Below are 14,875 nucleotides of genomic sequence, written 5' to 3'. Positions count from 1 at the left end.
GCGCCACTCCCCAGACATGGCAGGCGGCCTGCACAACAATGGGCAGGTCACGCGACCGGACGCAGGGCCGTCCCACCGACCCGGCTTTCCGGTGGGACGATGTTGCCACGGTTGCCGACACGTGTCAGTACTTCGAACGGCCCGATCACGGAAAAAATGTGGCGCAGGACACAGCGGGCGCGCCCCGGGGTCCGGACGCGCCCGACCCGGCCCGGGAACGCCGCCGGGCCGCCCCCGACGGGACGGCCCGGCCATGACCACTCGTACGAACTATCCGCGCTGCGCCCGGTTGACGGCACTGATCATCGCCTTCAGCGAGGCCAGCACGGTGTTGCCGTCGATCCCGACGCCCCACAGCACCCGGCCGTCCACCGCGCACTCGACGTACGCGGCGGCCTGGGCGTCGCCGCCCTCGCTCAGCGCGTGCTCGGCGTAGTCCAGCACCCGTACGTCCACGCCGATCTGCGCCAGCGCGTCGGCGAACGCCGAGACCGGGCCGTTGCCGGTACCGGCCAGGGTGACCGGCACGCCCTCCACCACGGCCTCGGCGGTCAGCGCGTCCCGGCCGTCCTCGGTGGTCAGGGTGCGCGAGCCGCTCAGCGAGATCCGGCCCCACGGGTTCGCGGGGGTCGGCAGGTACTCGTCCTCGAAGACCCGCCAGATCTCGCCCGGGGTGACCTCGCCGCCCTCGGCGTCGGTCTTGGCCTGGATGATCCGGGAGAACTCGATCTGCATCCGGCGCGGCAGGTCCAGCTTGTGGTCGTTCTTCAGCACGTACGCCACGCCGCCCTTGCCGGACTGGCTGTTGACCCGGATGACCGCCTCGTAGGTGCGGCCGACGTCCTTCGGGTCGATCGGCAGGTACGGCACGCCCCAGGTGTGCTCCTCGACCGGCACGCCCGCCGCGGCCGCGTCCGCCGCCAGGACGTCGAAGCCCTTCTTGATGGCGTCCTGGTGCGAGCCGGAGAAGGAGGTGTACACCAGGTCGCCGGCGTACGGGTGGCGCGGGTGCACCTCCATCTGGTTGCAGTACTCGGCGGTGCGGCGCACCTCGTCGATGTCGGAGAAGTCGATCTGCGGGTCGATGCCCTGCGAGAACAGGTTCATCCCCAGGGTCACCAGGTCGACGTTGCCGGTCCGCTCGCCCTGCCCGAACAGGCAGCCCTCGATCCGGTCGGCGCCGGCCATGTAGGCCAGCTCGGCGGAGGCGACGGCGGTGCCCCGGTCGTTGTGCGGGTGCACCGACAGGCAGACGAACTCGCGGCGCGACAGGTTGCGCGACATCCACTCGAACTGGTCGGCCTGGACGTTCGGGGTGGCCCGCTCGACGGTGGCCGGCAGGTTCAGGATGATCTCGCGGCCCTCGCCAGGCTGCCAGACGTCCATGACCGCCTCGCAGACCTCCAGCGCGAAGTCCAGCTCGGTGTCGACGAAGATCTCCGGCGAGTACTGGTACCCGAAGACGGTGTCGTCGCCCAGCAGCTTCTCGGCGTACTCCATCACCAGCCGGGTGCCCTCGGTGGCGATCTCCTTGGTGGCGGCCCGGTCGTTGCGGAACACCACCCGGCGGAACAGCGGCGCGGTCGCGTTGTACAGGTGCACGGTCGCGCGCGGCGCGCCCACCAGCGCCTCGACGGTCTTCTCGATCAGCTCCTCGCGCGCCTGGGTCAGCACCGAGATGGTGACGTCCTCGGGGATCGCCCCCTCCTCGATCAGCGAGCGCACGAAGGCGTGGTCGGTGGCCCCGGAGGAGGGGAAGCCGACCTCGATCTCCTTGTAGCCCATCGCGACCAGCAGGTCGAACATCTTACGCTTGCGGGCCGGGGACATCGGGTCGATCAGCGCCTGGTTGCCGTCCCGCAGGTCGGTGGAGAGCCAGCGCGGCGCCTTGGTGATCACCTTCGACGGCCAGCCGCGGTCCGGCAGGTCGACGGTGCCGAAGGGCAGGTAGCGGCCGTGCCGCATGCCCGACGGCCGCTGGCGTACCGAGCCGGCGGTGATCGGGGTGGGGCGGTCGACGAAGGCCCGGGCGGCGGGGACGGACGCGGCGGAGCTCTGCTCGGTCATGGGGGTGAGTCTCGGCTTCCTGTGGTGCGTGGTGCGGGCTGGTCGGGGCGGTGTCCTCACCCGACTCGGCCGGCCTGCTGCCGCTCGCGACCCGCGAGGGGGTCACCCGAATTCAGCGCGCAGCACAGTCCCCGCGGCGAGGGAGCCGGCCCCTGGTGGACTACAGGCCCTCGACGCGGCAGCTAAGAAGAAGCAGGCCGTTGCGCATGATGCGACCCACCCTAACCCAGGGTCGTGCGACCCCGAAGCGGGCCGTCCGGTCTTCCCATTCCTTGAGACGGCGCGCGGGCCCGGACGGGCGGCGCGCAATCCCGTCCGCGCCGGTGACAACAGGTCATCGATGCCTCACTCTGGGCCACATGACAGCCGAACCGACGCTCTGCGCGATCGTTCCGCCGTACGTCCTGGACCGCCTCGCCGAGGACGGTCACGAGCCCGCCGTCCGCTCCCTCGCCCTCGACGCCGCGCACCGGGCCGCGCGGCTCACCGCCGCCGCCCTCCCCGACCGGGCCGCCGCCGACCGCCTGGAGCGGGTGATCTCCGACGCCGGGCACCGCGAACGCCTGCCCGGCCGCACCGTCCGCCGGGAGGGCGAGAGCCCGCTGCCCGACCAGTCCGTCAACCGCGCCTACGACGGCCTCGGCGCCACCTGGACACTGTTCTCCGCCGTCTTCGGGCGGCACTCCATCGACGACCAGGGCCTGCGGCTGGACGCCACCGTCCACTACGGCCGGGACTACGACAACGCCTTCTGGGACGGCCACCGGATGGTCTTCGGCGACGGCGACGGCGAGGTCTTCGGCGACTTCACCGCCTGCGTCGACGTCATCGGCCACGAACTCGCCCACGGCGTCACCCAGTTCACCGCCGGCCTGGAGTACCGCGACCAGCCCGGCGCGCTCAATGAGTCGGTCTCCGACGTCTTCGGCTCCCTGGTCAAGCAGTACGCGCTGCAGCAGGACGCCGCCGCGGCGGACTGGCTGATCGGCGCCGGACTGCTCGCCCCCGGCGTGCAGGGGGTCGCGCTGCGCTCGATGAAGGAGCCCGGCACCGCGTACGACGACCCCCGGCTGGGCAAGGACCCACAGCCCGCCCACATGCGCGACTACGTGCGCACCGGCCAGGACAACGGCGGGGTGCACATCAACTCGGGCATCCCCAACCACGCCTTCTACCTGCTCGCCACCGCGCTCGGCGGGCCGGCCTGGGAGCGCGCCGGGCGGATCTGGTACGACGCGCTGACCGGCCGGCGGCTGCCCTCCGACGCCGACTTCACCGCCTTCGCCCGGGCCACCGTGGCCGCCGCGAGGGCCCGCTACCCGGAGCCGGAGGTGGCCGACACGGTGACCGCGTCCTGGGCGAAGGTCGGCATCAGCCCGACTTGAGCCGCGCTTAAGTCAAGGTCCGGGAAAACCCCGGCAAACGCCATCGCTGGGTAGCACCATGGACACCATGCGTATCCAGGTGACCCGGACCGGCGGCTTCGCGGGACACGTCCGCCGCGCTGAGCTCGACACCACCGAACGGGTGGACGCCCCGCACGTGCACGCGCTCGCCCGCGAGGCCGTCGCGGGCGGGCTGCGCACGCCCTCCTACGGGGTGCCGGACGGCTTCCACTACGAAATCACGGTCGACGGGCGGACGGTGCACTGCGCGGACCCCAAGCTCACCGAGTCCCAGCGCGAACTGGTCTCGCTGGTCCTGCGCGAAGGCGCCTAGACGGGCGCCGGGCGCCGCAGCGCCGGGCGGCACGGCGGCGCCGGGCGTCACAGCCAGCCGTCGAGGGAGGCCAGGAAGCCGGGGAGGTCGTCGCGGTGGATGGTGTGGCCGGCCCCGGCGACCGTGCGGACCTGGTAGCCGAGGCCGCGCAGGGTCGCAGCGTCCTCGGGCCCGATCAGCCAGCTGTTGTCGGCGAGCTGCACCAGTGACGGCACGGCCGGGGCGCCGGGCAGCGCGGCCCGGCCGTGGAGCGCGGAGAGCGCCAGCGCGGTGTCCGGGTCCCACCGGGCCAGGGTGGCCAGCTCGACGTCCACGTCGGCGGCGTCCCAGCGCGGGTTGACCGCGCCGATCTGCTCCCGGGTGGCCTCCTTGAACCGGACGAAGACCGCCGGGTCGAACAGGCCCGGCTGGGCGAACCGCCAGGCCGGGTCGGCGTAGACCGCCCGGGCCGGCCGCAGCCGCTCGACGGCGTGCAGCAGGGTCAGCCCGCCCAGCGAGTGGCCGATGGCCAGGTCGGCGCCCCGCGGCAGGGTGTCGACCAGGTCGTCGGCGTACCGCTCGGGGGCGTAGCGGTCCACCGGGGTGGCGCCCTCGCCGCGCGGGCTGGCGCCGTGGCCGCGCAGGTCGACGGCGATCACCCGGTAGCCGCGCCCGGCGAGCGCCGGGCCGACCGACCGCCAGGTCCGGTGGTCGGACATGATCCCGTGCACCAGCAGCGCGACCCGGTCGCCGGTGCCCCACTCCCGCGTGTGCAGCTTCACGCCGCCGTCCCTCCCCGGCCGCTCAGAATCCGAGCTTGCGCAGCTGCTTGGGGTCCCGCTGCCAGTCCTTGGCCACCTTGACGTGCAGGTCCAGGAAGACCGGGGTGCCGAGCAGCGCCTCGATGTGCTTGCGGGCGGTGGTGCCGACGTGCTTGAGTCGGGCGCCCTTGGCCCCGATCACGATCGCCTTCTGGCTCTGCCGCTCGATGTAGACGTTGGCGTGGATGTCCAGCAGCGGCCGGTCGGCCGGGCGGCCCTCGCGCGGCAGCATCTCCTCGACCACGACGGCCAGCGAGTGCGGCAGCTCGTCGCGCACGCCCTCCAGCGCCGCCTCGCGGATCAGCTCGGCCACCATGATCTGCTCGGGCTCGTCGGTGAGGTCGCCGTCCGGGTAGAGCGGCATGCCCTCCGGCAGCAGCTTGCTGATCAGCTCGCCGACCAGCTCGACCTGCTTGTCGCCGACGGCGGAGACCGGGATGATCTCGGCCCACTCGATGCCCAGCTCGACGCCGAGCTGGTGGACGGCGATCAGCTGCTCGGCCAGCCGCTTGGAGTCGACCAGGTCGGTCTTGGTGACGATGGCCACCTTGGGGGTCTTCTTGATCTCGGCGAGTTCCTTGGCGATGAACTTGTCGCCGGGGCCGAGCTTCTGGTCGGCGGGCAGGCAGAACCCGATCACGTCGACCTCGGCCCAGGTGGTGCGGACCAGGTCGTTGAGGCGCTCGCCGAGCAGGGTGCGCGGCTTGTGCAGGCCGGGGGTGTCCACCAGCACCAGCTGGGCGTCCGGGCGGTGCACGATGCCGCGGACGGTGTGCCGGGTGGTCTGCGGGCGGTCGGAGGTGATCGCGACCTTCGTCCCCACCAGAGCGTTGGTCAGGGTCGACTTGCCCGCGTTGGGCCGGCCGACGAAGCACGCGAAGCCGGAGCGGTACGAGGAGGAAGGGGCATTCATGGGCTCCATTCTCCCTGATCACCCCCGCCGGGGCGGACACCGCCCGTCCGGGCCCTCACTTCTTGCCTCCGAACACCGCGCCCAGGCCCCAGCCGAGGACGAGCAGCAGGAAGGCGACCGAGCCCCAGAGCCAGAACGGCGAGCCGGTCTCCTGCCACTTGCCCATGCCCATCACCCCCAGCAGCAGCCCCGCGAAGAACGCGAACGGTCCCATCGCCCAGCCCCCTCACCGCGCCGTTTCCCCGCCCGTCCCCGGTGAGATTATCCGGCAATTTCAGGGGCCCTGGAACGCGCCGGTGCCCGGGGCGCGCACCCCGGGCACCGGTGGCACCGCCACCGCTCAGCGGGCCCCGACCGAGGCGCGCAGCGCCCCGTCCGGCCCGGCCAGCAGCAGCGGGGTGCCCGCGCCGCCGAGGTCCCGCACCGCCGCCAGATCGGCCTCCGAGGGCTGCTCCGCCTCGGTCACCACGGCCGCCGCCTCCAGCGACTTCGCGCCGCTGGCCACCGCCATCGCCACCGCCGTCTGCACCGCGCTCAGCCGCAGCGACTCCAGCGCGACCGTCCCGGCCACATAGGTGCGGCCGGTCTCGTCACGCACCGCGGCCCCCTCCGCCACGCCGTTGCGGGCGCGGGCGGAGCGGGCCAGGGTGATGATCTTCTTGTCTTCGGGGTCCAGCTCGACGATGTCACTCATGCCCAGGAGCATAGGCCCCGGCCGAGGAGGCCCGGCGGGATCCTCAGTGCCCGATCGGGTTGGGCGGCCCGGGCCGCATCACCTTCACGAAGGTCTTGGGACCGGTCGGCAGCGGCTGCTCGTCCTCCGCCCGCTTGCGCCAGTACGGGTTGTCGTGCGGCAGGTGGCTGCTGACCCGCCCGTACATCCCGAACGCGGCGATCACCACGCCGAAGGCGAACGCGAAGATCACGTTGTGGATGCCGAAGTTCAGGATGTTGGCGTCCGGCCGTTCGAGCACCGTCAGCCCGTAGAACCCGGACAGGATGAACAGCGCACCGGCCGCCATGTTCAGGTTGGCGGCGAAGTTGCCGCCGATGAACGCGCCGACCACCAGGATCCCGCCCACCACGATGGACAGGATGCTCAGTGCGCCGTTGGTGGACATCCCGGCGATCTCGTTGCCCTGGGTGGACAGGAAGCCCGGGTGGTCGGCCAGCCCCAGGCAGCCGAACACGATCAGGAAGACCCCGCCGAGCCCCGCCCCGATCCGCCAGACCAGCACCAGTTTGTGGTCGACGGGCAGTTCGTCTTGCAGCTTCATGGCGACCTCCGAGGTGGCCGTAACGCCTGGCTAGCTGTAGGGGTGGCTCCCCTGCATGTGCGGCACCTCGTGCATGTACAGCGAGCCGCACTGCTGGCAACCCCGAAGGCCGGTCCCCCACTCCTGCTCCGGCCGGGTCTCGGCCTCGGCGGGAATGGCCCGGCCGCACAGCGCGAGCGCCGGTTCCCTCTCCCGCACGACGTGCCAGACCTTCACCCCGCCCGCCGTCCCCTGCGGGCCGTACTCCGCGCGAAGTTGGTGAGTCATGCCTCCCATCGTCGCCCCGCACGCACCCGAACGCTACTCGCCGCCCGCCCCGGCCACCTCCGCCTCGGCCCGCACGGGGGCGGCGACGACGGAGCCGATGCGGTTGCGGCGGCCGGCGGAGCTCTCGGCGGTCAGGCGGATCGCGGTCAGGCCGCCGGGGACCTCCTCGGGCAGCGGGATCGCGCAGGACGAGCCGGGGATCGGCACCCGGCCCAGGTGCTTGGCCAGCAGGCCGCCGACGGTCTCGACGTCCTCGTCCTCCAGCTCGATCCCGAACAGCTCGCCGAGGTCCTCCACCAGCAGCCGCGCGGTGATCCGGTACGAGCCGTCGCCGAGGTCCTCGACCGGGGGGATCTCCCGGTCGTACTCGTCGGTGATCTCGCCGACGATCTCCTCCAGGATGTCCTCGATGGTGACCAGGCCGGCCGTGCCGCCGTACTCGTCGATCACGATCGCCACGTGCGAGCGCATCTGCTGCATCTCGCGCAGCAGGTCGGCGGCCGGCTTGGAGTCCGGGACGAACACGGCCGGGCGCAGGACGGCGCCGACCTCGTCGGACTCCGAGTCCCGGTTGATGTGGGTGCGGCGCACCAGGTCCTTGAGGTAGACGATGCCGACCACGTCGTCCTCGTTGTCGCCGACCACCGGGATCCGCGAGAAGCCCGAGCGCAGCGCCAGGGTCAGCGCCTGCCGCACGGTCTTGTGCCGCTCGATCATCACCAGGTCGGTGCGGGGCACCATCACCTCGCGGACGATGGTGTCGCCGAGCTCGAAGACCGAGTGCACCATCCGGCGCTCCTCGTCCTCGATGACGTCGTTCTTCTCCGCCAGGTCGACCAGGGCCCGCAGCTCCGCCTCGGAGGCGAACGGGCCCTCCTTGTAGCCCTTGCCGGGGGTCAGGGCGTTGCCGAGCAGGATCAGCAGCCGCGGGATCGGGCCGAGGATCCGGGCCAGCGGCAGCAGCACGAAGGAGGCCGCGGTGGCGGTGGTGAGCGGGTGCTGGCGGCCGATCGTGCGCGGCGAGACGCCCACCGCCACGAAGGACACCAGCACCATCACGCCGAACGCCAGCAGCACGGCCTGCCAGGTCGTGTCGATGGTGCGCACGCAGACCACGGTGACCAGGACCGCCGCCGCCATCTCGCTGGCCACCCGGATCAGGGTGGCCAGGTTGAGGTAGCGGATCGGGTCGGTGGCCAGCGCCAGCAGCCGGGCCGAGCCCTTGCGCCCGGAGCGCACGGCCTCCTCCGCCCGGAACCGGGAGACCCGGGAGATGCCCGCCTCGGCGCACGCGGCCAGCCAGCCGAGCACGACGAGCAGCACGGCACCGAGGATGAAACTCGTACTCTCACCACTCACAGGGGTTCGGGCTCCGCGCTCAGTGGGTGGTGGGGGCGGGCGAGATGCCGCCGAGGCCCCGCTCGGCCCGCCAGCCGTCCAGGATCGCCTTCTGGAGGCCGAACATCTCGGCCTCCTCGTCCGGCTCCTCGTGGTCGTAGCCGAGCACGTGCAGCACGCCGTGCACGGTGAGCAGCTGAAGCTCCTCGTCCATCGAGTGCTTGGACGGGGCCGCCTTGCCCTGCTGCTCGGCGACCTCGGGGCAGAGCACGATGTCGCCGAGCAGGCCCTGCGGCAGCTCCTCGCCCTCCTTGCCGGGGCGCAGCTCGTCCATCGGGAAGGACATCACGTCCGTCGGACCCGGGAGGTCCATCCACTGGATGTGCAGCTCCTCCATCGCCGCCCCGTCCACGAGGATCACGGACAGTTCGGACTGCGGGTGGATCCGCATCTTGTCCAGGGCGTAGCGGGCGACGGCGAGGACGGACTCCTCGTCGACGTCCCAACCGGACTCGTTGGCGATGTCGATCGACATGACGGGCTGGTTACTCAGCTTTCGGTGCGATGGGACTGTCGGGGTGCGCGCGAGCCGCGCCGCTGGGCGGGCTTGACCGGGAGGCGGCGCTCCTCGGTCTCCTGGGACTCCTGGCGGGCGTCCCAGCGCTCGTACGCGTCCACGATCCGGCCGACCAGCTTGTGGCGGACCACGTCGGTGCTGGTGAGGACGGAGAAGTGGATGTCGGGCACGTCGGCCAGGATCTCCTGGACGACCTTGAGGCCGCTGCGGGTGCCGCCGGGAAGGTCGATCTGGCTGGTGTCGCCGGTGACGACCACCCGGGAGTTGAACCCGAGGCGGGTGAGGAACATCTTCATCTGCTCGGGCGAGGTGTTCTGGGCCTCGTCGAGGATGATGAAGGCGTCGTTGAGGGTGCGGCCGCGCATGTAGGCGAGCGGCGCGACCTCGATGGTCCCGGCGGCCATCAGGCGCGGGATGGAGTCCGGGTCCATCATGTCGTGCAGCGCGTCGTACAGCGGGCGCAGGTACGGGTCGATCTTCTCGTAGAGGGTGCCGGGCAGGAAGCCCAGCCGCTCCCCCGCCTCCACGGCCGGGCGGGTCAGGATGATCCGGTTGACCTCCTTGGCCTGCAGGGCCTGGACGGCCTTGGCCATCGCCAGGTAGGTCTTGCCGGTGCCGGCCGGGCCGAGGCCGAAGACGATCGTGTGCTTGTCGATCGCGTCGACGTAGCGCTGCTGGTTGAGGGTCTTGGGACGGATGGTCCGCCCCCGGTTGGACAGGATGTTCGCGGTGAACACCTGCGACGGCGCCGGGCTGTCGGGGTCCTCCGCGGCACCGCGGAGCATGGCGATGGAGCGCTCCACGGCGTCCTCCGTCAGGGGTTGGCCGGTGCGCAGCACCAGCATCATCTCGCTGAACAACTGCTTGACGAGGGCCACCTCGGCGCGGGCGCCGGTCGCGGTCACCTCGTTGCCGCGGACGTGGATGTCGGCGGCGGGGAAGCCCTCCTCGATCACCCGCAGCAGCGAGTCGGCGGCACCGAGCAGGGTGACCATCGGATGCTTCTCGGGGATGACGATCCGGGCGCTGACGCGGCCGTCGTCGGCCGGCTCGGGGCGCGGCTGTCCGTTGGTACGGGTCTGCGATGTGTCACTCATAGGTCGGCGCTGGGGCCTGCCTCATCCCATCCGTGTCTCGTGGTGCCGCTGGGTCTCTCCGGGGCACCAGGGTACGCCGCGCACGTGATCGACGCGGCGGGCGGCGGGGCCGCACCCGACGATGCTGCGGCAGACCGCCCGAGTGGCGCGAGCGGTTTTCCGCACCGTCCGCCGCTGGTCACCGCTGCCGGGGCGGTACTGGTACCCGGGCGAGGTCCTCGGCAAGCACGATCGGGCCGTCGAAGTGCTTGCGGGCGTCGGCGAGGTGCTGGCCGAGGTCCGGGTAGCGCTGGGAGAAGTGGGTCAGCACCAGGGTGCGGGCGCCCGCCTCGGCGGCGACCTTGCCGGCCTGGCCGGCGGTGAGGTGGCCGTGGTCCTCGGCGAGCCTGGCGTCGGCGTCGGTGAAGGTGGCCTCGACGACCAGCAGGTCGGCCTGCTCGGCGAGCTCGTGCACGCCCTCGCAGAGCCGGGTGTCCATGACGAAGGCGAACCGCTGGCCGGGCCGCGGCTCGCTGACCTCGTCCAGGGTGACCCGCCGGCCGTCCGCCTCGATCGCGCCGCTCTGCTGGAGCCGGCCGACGTCCGGACCGCCGATGCCCAGGGCGGCCAGCCGTTCGGGCACCAGCCGGCGGCCGTCCGGCTCGCGCAGCCGGTAGCCGAAGGACTCCACCGGGTGCGAGAGCCGTACGGCGTCCAGCGCGAAGCGGGCTCCGGGCGCCTCCAGCGGGCCGGGCTCCTCGATCGGACGGGGGCGCAGCACGGCCGTCTCGTGGAAGGCGGTGGCGTGGCGCAGCCGCTCGAAGTACACCTCGCCGGAGGCCGGGAAGTAGATGTCCACCGGGTGCGGCACCCGGTCGAGGTTGATCCGCTGGATCACCCCGGCCAGGCCCAGGCTGTGGTCGCCGTGGAAGTGCGTGACGGCGATCCGGGTGAGCTGGGTGGCGGAGACCCCGGCGCGCAGCATCTGGCGCTGGGTGCCCTCGCCGGGGTCGAAGAGCAGGCCCTCGCCGTCCCAGCGCAGCAGGTAGCCGTTGTGGTTGCGGTGCCGGGTCGGCACCTGGCTGGCGGTGCCGAGGACGACGAGTTCGCGCTGCGACACCCCCGTCAGACCATGCTCTCGGTCATCGGCTTGCCGGCGAGCAGGTGGACGTGGGCGTGGAAGACCGTCTGCCCGGCGCCGGCGCCGGTGTTGAAGATCAGCCGGTAGTCCTCGACGCCCTCGTCGGCGGCGACCCGGCCGGCCTCGGCGAGCAGCTCGCCGGCGATCTCCGGCTCCTCGGCGGCCAGCGCGGCGGCGTTCGGGTAGTGGGCGTGCGGGATCACCAGGACGTGCACCGGCGCCTTGGGCGCGATGTCGCGGAAGGCGAGGATCCGCTCGGTCTTGCGCACCACGGTGGCCGGGATCTCGCCCGCCACGATCTTGCAGAACAGGCAGTCGGACTGCGGCTCGCCGGCCATCGGGGTCTCCTCGCGGGGTCGGGTCGGTGCGTACGGCGGCATGCTAGCCGAGCCGCCGCGCGGTGGGGGGCCGGACCGGCCGGACCCCCACCGCGCACCCGGCCTACCGGTGCCCCGGCACCACCGGCGGCGTCTTCGCCGGCCGCTCGGCGAGCGCCGCCAGCGCCAGCCGGACGCCCTCGGCGAGCTGCGGGTCCTCCCCCGCCGCCCACGCGTGCGGCGGGAACGGCACCTCGACGTCCGGGTCCACGCCGTGGTTCTCCAGGCCCCAGCCGACCCGCTCCGACCAGTACGCGTACTTCGGCTGGGTCACCAGGGTGCCGTCCACCAGGGAGTACCGGCTGTCGATGCCGATCACCCCGCCCCAGGTGCGGGTGCCGACCACCGGGCCGATGCCGAGCGCCTGGATCGCCGCGTTGACGATGTCGCCGTCCGAGCCGGAGTACTCGTCGGCCAGCGCGACGACCGGCCCGCGCGGCGCGTCCTCCGGGTACGGCGTCGGGTTGGCGACGTCCCGGGCGACGCCCCAGCCGATGATCCGCCGCGACAGCTTCTCGATCACCAGCTGCGAGGTGTGCCCGCCCCGGTTGCCCCGGATGTCGACGATCACGCCCTCCCGGGCCATCTCCGAGCGCAGGTCACGGTGGATCTGCGCCCAGCCGGTGGTCTGCATGTCGGGGATGTGCAGATAGCCGAGCCGGCCCCCGGACAGCTCCCGCACCGCGGCCCGCCGCCCGGCCACCCAGTCGTGGTAGCGCAGCGCCTCGTCGTCGGCGAGCGGGACGACCACCGGGTGGCGCTGGTCGGTGCCGTCCTTGCCGGCCACGGTCAGCTCCACCGGCTGCCCGGCGGTGCCCGCCAGCAGCGGCGCCGGGCCGGTCACCGGGTCCACCGGGCGGCCGTTGACCGCGAGGACGGCGTCCCCCGGGCGGATCGCCGCACCCGGCGCGGCCAGCGGCGAGTGCGCCCTCGGGTCCGAGGACTCGCCGGGCAGGATCCGGGCGATCCGCCACACCTCGCCGTCCCGGACCAGGTCCGCGCCGAGCAGGCCCTGCCGGCGGGCCGCCTCGGTGTGCGCGCCGGGCGGCACCACGTACGCGTGCGAGGTGCCCAGCTCGCCGTGCACCTCCCAGAGCAGGTCCACCAGGTCGTCGTGCGAGCCGAGCCGCTCCACCAGCGGGCGGTAGCGGGCCAGCACCCCGGCCCAGTCCACCCCGGCGAGGTCGGGGTGCCAGAAGTTGTCCCGCATCAGGCGGCCGTTCTCGTCGTACATCTGCCGCCACTCGGCCGCCGGGTCGACGGTCACCCGCAGCCGGGCCAGGTCGACGTCGATCTCCTCGTCCTCGCCGGACGCCTTGTGGTCGGCGGGCAGGATCCGCAGCTCGCCCTCGTCCAGCACGGCCAGCCGGGTGCCGTCGCCGCTCACCGCGAACGCGTCCAGGCCGTCCACCAGCTGCTCGGCCCGGCGCTTGCGGAAGTCGAAGCGCTCCAGGGTGGGGCGCGGGCGCTCGTCCTCCAGCGAGGCCGCGTCGTCGCCCAGCTCGCCGACCAGCGGGACGCGCGTCCACAGCACCCCGTCCTTGGCGGCCCGCAGGGCGCCGAACCGGCCGCCCTCCACCGGGAACGGCACGATCCGGTCGGCGATGCCGTTCAGGTCGACCCGGGTCACCGGCGGCGCGTCGGATCCGCCGTCCTCGCCGTCCGCCCGCTTGCCCTTGGGCTCGTCGTCCTCGCCGCCGGCCGACCGCCCGGCCCGGCTCGGCCCGAACGGGGACGGCGTGTCGGCGGCCAGCGTGATCAGGTACGGGCGGCAGCCGTTGGGGAACGACAGGTCGAAGACGTGCGAGTCGTACACCGGGTCGAAGTTGCGCACCGAGAGGAACGCCAGGTGCCGGCCGTCCGCGGTGAACGCCGGCGAGGTGTCGATGAAGCGCTGCGGGGTCGCCTCGGAGACCGTCCGGGTGGCCAGGTTGGCCAGCACGATCTGGCGCAGCGACCACGGCCCGAGGGACGGCTGCGACCAGGCCAGCCACGCCGAGTCCGGGCTGAACGCCAGCCCGCTGACCTCGCCGTCGGCGCTGCGCGCCAGCTCGTGCACGGCCCCGTCGGCCAGCGAGACCAGCAGCACCCGGCCGTCGTGCGCGCCGACGGCCAGCTGCTTGCCGTCCGGCGAGACCAGCAGGGCGCGGACCCGCCCCAGCAGCCCGGCGGCCAGCCGGCGGCGCTCGGTGCCGAGCACGGCGGGCGCGTACTCGATCGCGTCCTCGCCCTCGGCGTCGGTCACCCAGACCACGCCCTGCGCGGCGTCCTCGCCCGCCGCGCCCGGCACCACCCGGGCCAGCCGGGCGCGCACGCCCGGCGTCTCGTCCAGCACCCGGGCCGGGCCCTCCCGGTGGGTCAGCCAGTGCACGGTGCCGCGCACCACCACCGCGCCGGCCCGGCCGGTGCGGTCCGGGGCGGCGCCCTCCAGCCAGTACGCGGCGGAGACCGGGCGGGGGCGGCGGCCGGCGCGCGGGCCGGCCGGTCCGACGTCCAGGCGGCGCGGCTCGGCGCCCGCCAGGTCGTCCAGCAGCCACACCCGGCCGGCGCTGTGCCAGACCACCCGGGTGCCGTCGGTGGCGGCGTCGCGGGCGTAGAAGCCCTCCGGCGAGGTGCCGTGGCGGCGCAGGTCGGAGCCGTCCGGGAGGCTGGAGTACAGCGCGCCGACGCCCTCGTGGTCGGAGAGGAAGGCGATGCGCTCGCCGACCCACAGCGGCGACTCGATGTTGCCGGCCAGCTCCTCGTGGACGCGCTCGAAGCGCTCAGCGCCGATCCACAGCCTGCCGGCCCGCCCGCCCCGGTACCGCTTCCAGTAGGCCGGCTCCATGCCGAACGCCGAGACCAGCAGCGCCCGCTCGCCGCCCGGCTCGAAGGCCAGCCCGCCGACCGGCCCGTACGGCAGCCGCACCGGCTCGCCGCCGTCCAGCGGCACCGCGTGCGCCCAGGTGCGGCGCAGCGAGGCCTGCCCGGCGGCGGTGGTGGCGATCGGCCGGCCGTCCGCGGTCCAGCCGCGCAGCTGGGTCTGCGCGTCGCCCCAGTGGGTGAGCCGGCGCGAGGGGCCGCCGTCCACCGGCGCGAGGTGCACCTCGGGGGCGCCGTCCCGGGCCGAGGTGAACGCGACGTACCGGCCGTCCGGGGAGAACCGGGGGCGGCGGACCGGGACGTGATCGGCCGTCAGCCGCCAGGCCCGGCCGCCGTCCAGCGGGGCGAGCCACACGTCGTTCTCGGCCACGAAGGTGATCAGGTCGCCGTGCAGGTGCGGGTGGCGCAGATAGGCGCCCACGGGAGTGTTCTCGGGTTCGCTCACACCCGCCACCCTAGGC

At 73.3% G+C, this 14,875-nt stretch carries 15 protein-coding genes; 2 read left to right on the top strand and 13 right to left on the bottom strand.

The genetic code is table 11. The annotated features are described in order from the left end of the window. Positions 1-270: 270 nt before the first annotated feature. Positions 271-2,067, bottom strand: a complete 1,797-nt coding sequence (gene leuA / locus ABTX81_RS17760; protein WP_350546256.1) for a 2-isopropylmalate synthase — start codon at positions 2,065-2,067, stop codon at positions 271-273. Between the two features lie 359 nt (positions 2,068-2,426). On the opposite strand from leuA, the gene ABTX81_RS17755 reads away from it, so the two are divergent. Together ABTX81_RS17755 and ABTX81_RS17750 are read left to right on the top strand one after the other, a co-directional pair. Further along, positions 2,427-3,452, top strand: coding sequence for a M4 family metallopeptidase (locus ABTX81_RS17755; RefSeq protein ID WP_350546254.1), 1,026 nt, complete (start codon positions 2,427-2,429; stop codon positions 3,450-3,452). Between the two features lie 67 nt (positions 3,453-3,519). After that, positions 3,520-3,786 carry a protealysin inhibitor emfourin gene (locus ABTX81_RS17750; protein WP_350546252.1) on the top strand — a complete coding sequence of 89 codons (267 nt, stop codon included), beginning with the start codon at positions 3,520-3,522 and terminating at the stop codon, positions 3,784-3,786. A gap of 47 nt (positions 3,787-3,833) precedes the next feature. On the opposite strand, the gene ABTX81_RS17745 is transcribed toward ABTX81_RS17750, so the two are convergent. The 12 genes from ABTX81_RS17745 to ABTX81_RS17690 all read right to left on the bottom strand — a co-directional run bounded on the left by ABTX81_RS17745 (position 3,834) and on the right by ABTX81_RS17690 (position 14,859). Beyond that, on the bottom strand, positions 3,834-4,547 hold the full coding sequence (locus ABTX81_RS17745) for an alpha/beta fold hydrolase (RefSeq protein ID WP_350546250.1): 714 nt from the start codon (positions 4,545-4,547) through the stop codon (positions 3,834-3,836). Between the two features lie 22 nt (positions 4,548-4,569). Next, positions 4,570-5,499, bottom strand: coding sequence for a GTPase Era (gene era / locus ABTX81_RS17740; protein ID WP_350546247.1), 930 nt, complete (start codon positions 5,497-5,499; stop codon positions 4,570-4,572). Positions 5,500-5,554: 55 nt separating this feature from the next. Further along, positions 5,555-5,713, bottom strand: coding sequence for a hypothetical protein (locus ABTX81_RS17735; RefSeq protein ID WP_158960387.1), 159 nt, complete (start codon positions 5,711-5,713; stop codon positions 5,555-5,557). Between the two features lie 126 nt (positions 5,714-5,839). After that, on the bottom strand, positions 5,840-6,205 hold the full coding sequence (locus tag ABTX81_RS17730; protein WP_350546244.1) for a cytidine deaminase-like protein: 366 nt from the start codon (positions 6,203-6,205) through the stop codon (positions 5,840-5,842). 31 nt (positions 6,206-6,236) lie between these two features. Next, positions 6,237-6,776 (bottom strand): DUF4383 domain-containing protein, encoded by a 540-nt coding sequence (locus ABTX81_RS17725; protein WP_350546241.1) that lies wholly within the window; start codon positions 6,774-6,776, stop codon positions 6,237-6,239. A gap of 30 nt (positions 6,777-6,806) precedes the next feature. Then, positions 6,807-7,043, bottom strand: a complete 237-nt coding sequence (locus ABTX81_RS17720; RefSeq protein ID WP_350546238.1) for a hypothetical protein — start codon at positions 7,041-7,043, stop codon at positions 6,807-6,809. Between the two features lie 33 nt (positions 7,044-7,076). Further along, a complete protein-coding gene (locus tag ABTX81_RS17715; protein WP_350546235.1) occupies positions 7,077-8,402 on the bottom strand; it encodes a hemolysin family protein in 1,326 nt (441 codons plus the stop codon). Between the two features lie 19 nt (positions 8,403-8,421). Then, on the bottom strand, positions 8,422-8,916 hold the full coding sequence (gene ybeY, locus ABTX81_RS17710) for an rRNA maturation RNase YbeY (RefSeq protein ID WP_350546232.1): 495 nt from the start codon (positions 8,914-8,916) through the stop codon (positions 8,422-8,424). 14 nt (positions 8,917-8,930) lie between these two features. Then, positions 8,931-10,055: a PhoH family protein gene (locus ABTX81_RS17705; RefSeq protein ID WP_502892796.1), complete on the bottom strand. Its 1,125-nt coding sequence runs from the start codon at positions 10,053-10,055 to the stop codon at positions 8,931-8,933. Positions 10,056-10,233: 178 nt separating this feature from the next. After that, complete coding sequence (locus ABTX81_RS17700) at positions 10,234-11,154, bottom strand: ribonuclease Z (protein WP_350546230.1); 921 nt, start codon at positions 11,152-11,154, stop codon at positions 10,234-10,236. 5 nt (positions 11,155-11,159) lie between these two features. Next, positions 11,160-11,513: a histidine triad nucleotide-binding protein gene (locus ABTX81_RS17695; RefSeq protein ID WP_350546227.1), complete on the bottom strand. Its 354-nt coding sequence runs from the start codon at positions 11,511-11,513 to the stop codon at positions 11,160-11,162. Between the two features lie 103 nt (positions 11,514-11,616). After that, on the bottom strand, positions 11,617-14,859 hold the full coding sequence (locus ABTX81_RS17690; protein ID WP_350546225.1) for a S41 family peptidase: 3,243 nt from the start codon (positions 14,857-14,859) through the stop codon (positions 11,617-11,619). Between the last annotated feature and the right edge of the window lie 16 nt (positions 14,860-14,875).

Source organism: Kitasatospora sp. NPDC097605 (assembly GCF_040302725.1).
GTDB lineage: Bacteria > Actinomycetota > Actinomycetes > Streptomycetales > Streptomycetaceae > Kitasatospora.
This window is presented reverse-complemented; position numbering and strand designations above follow the sequence as displayed.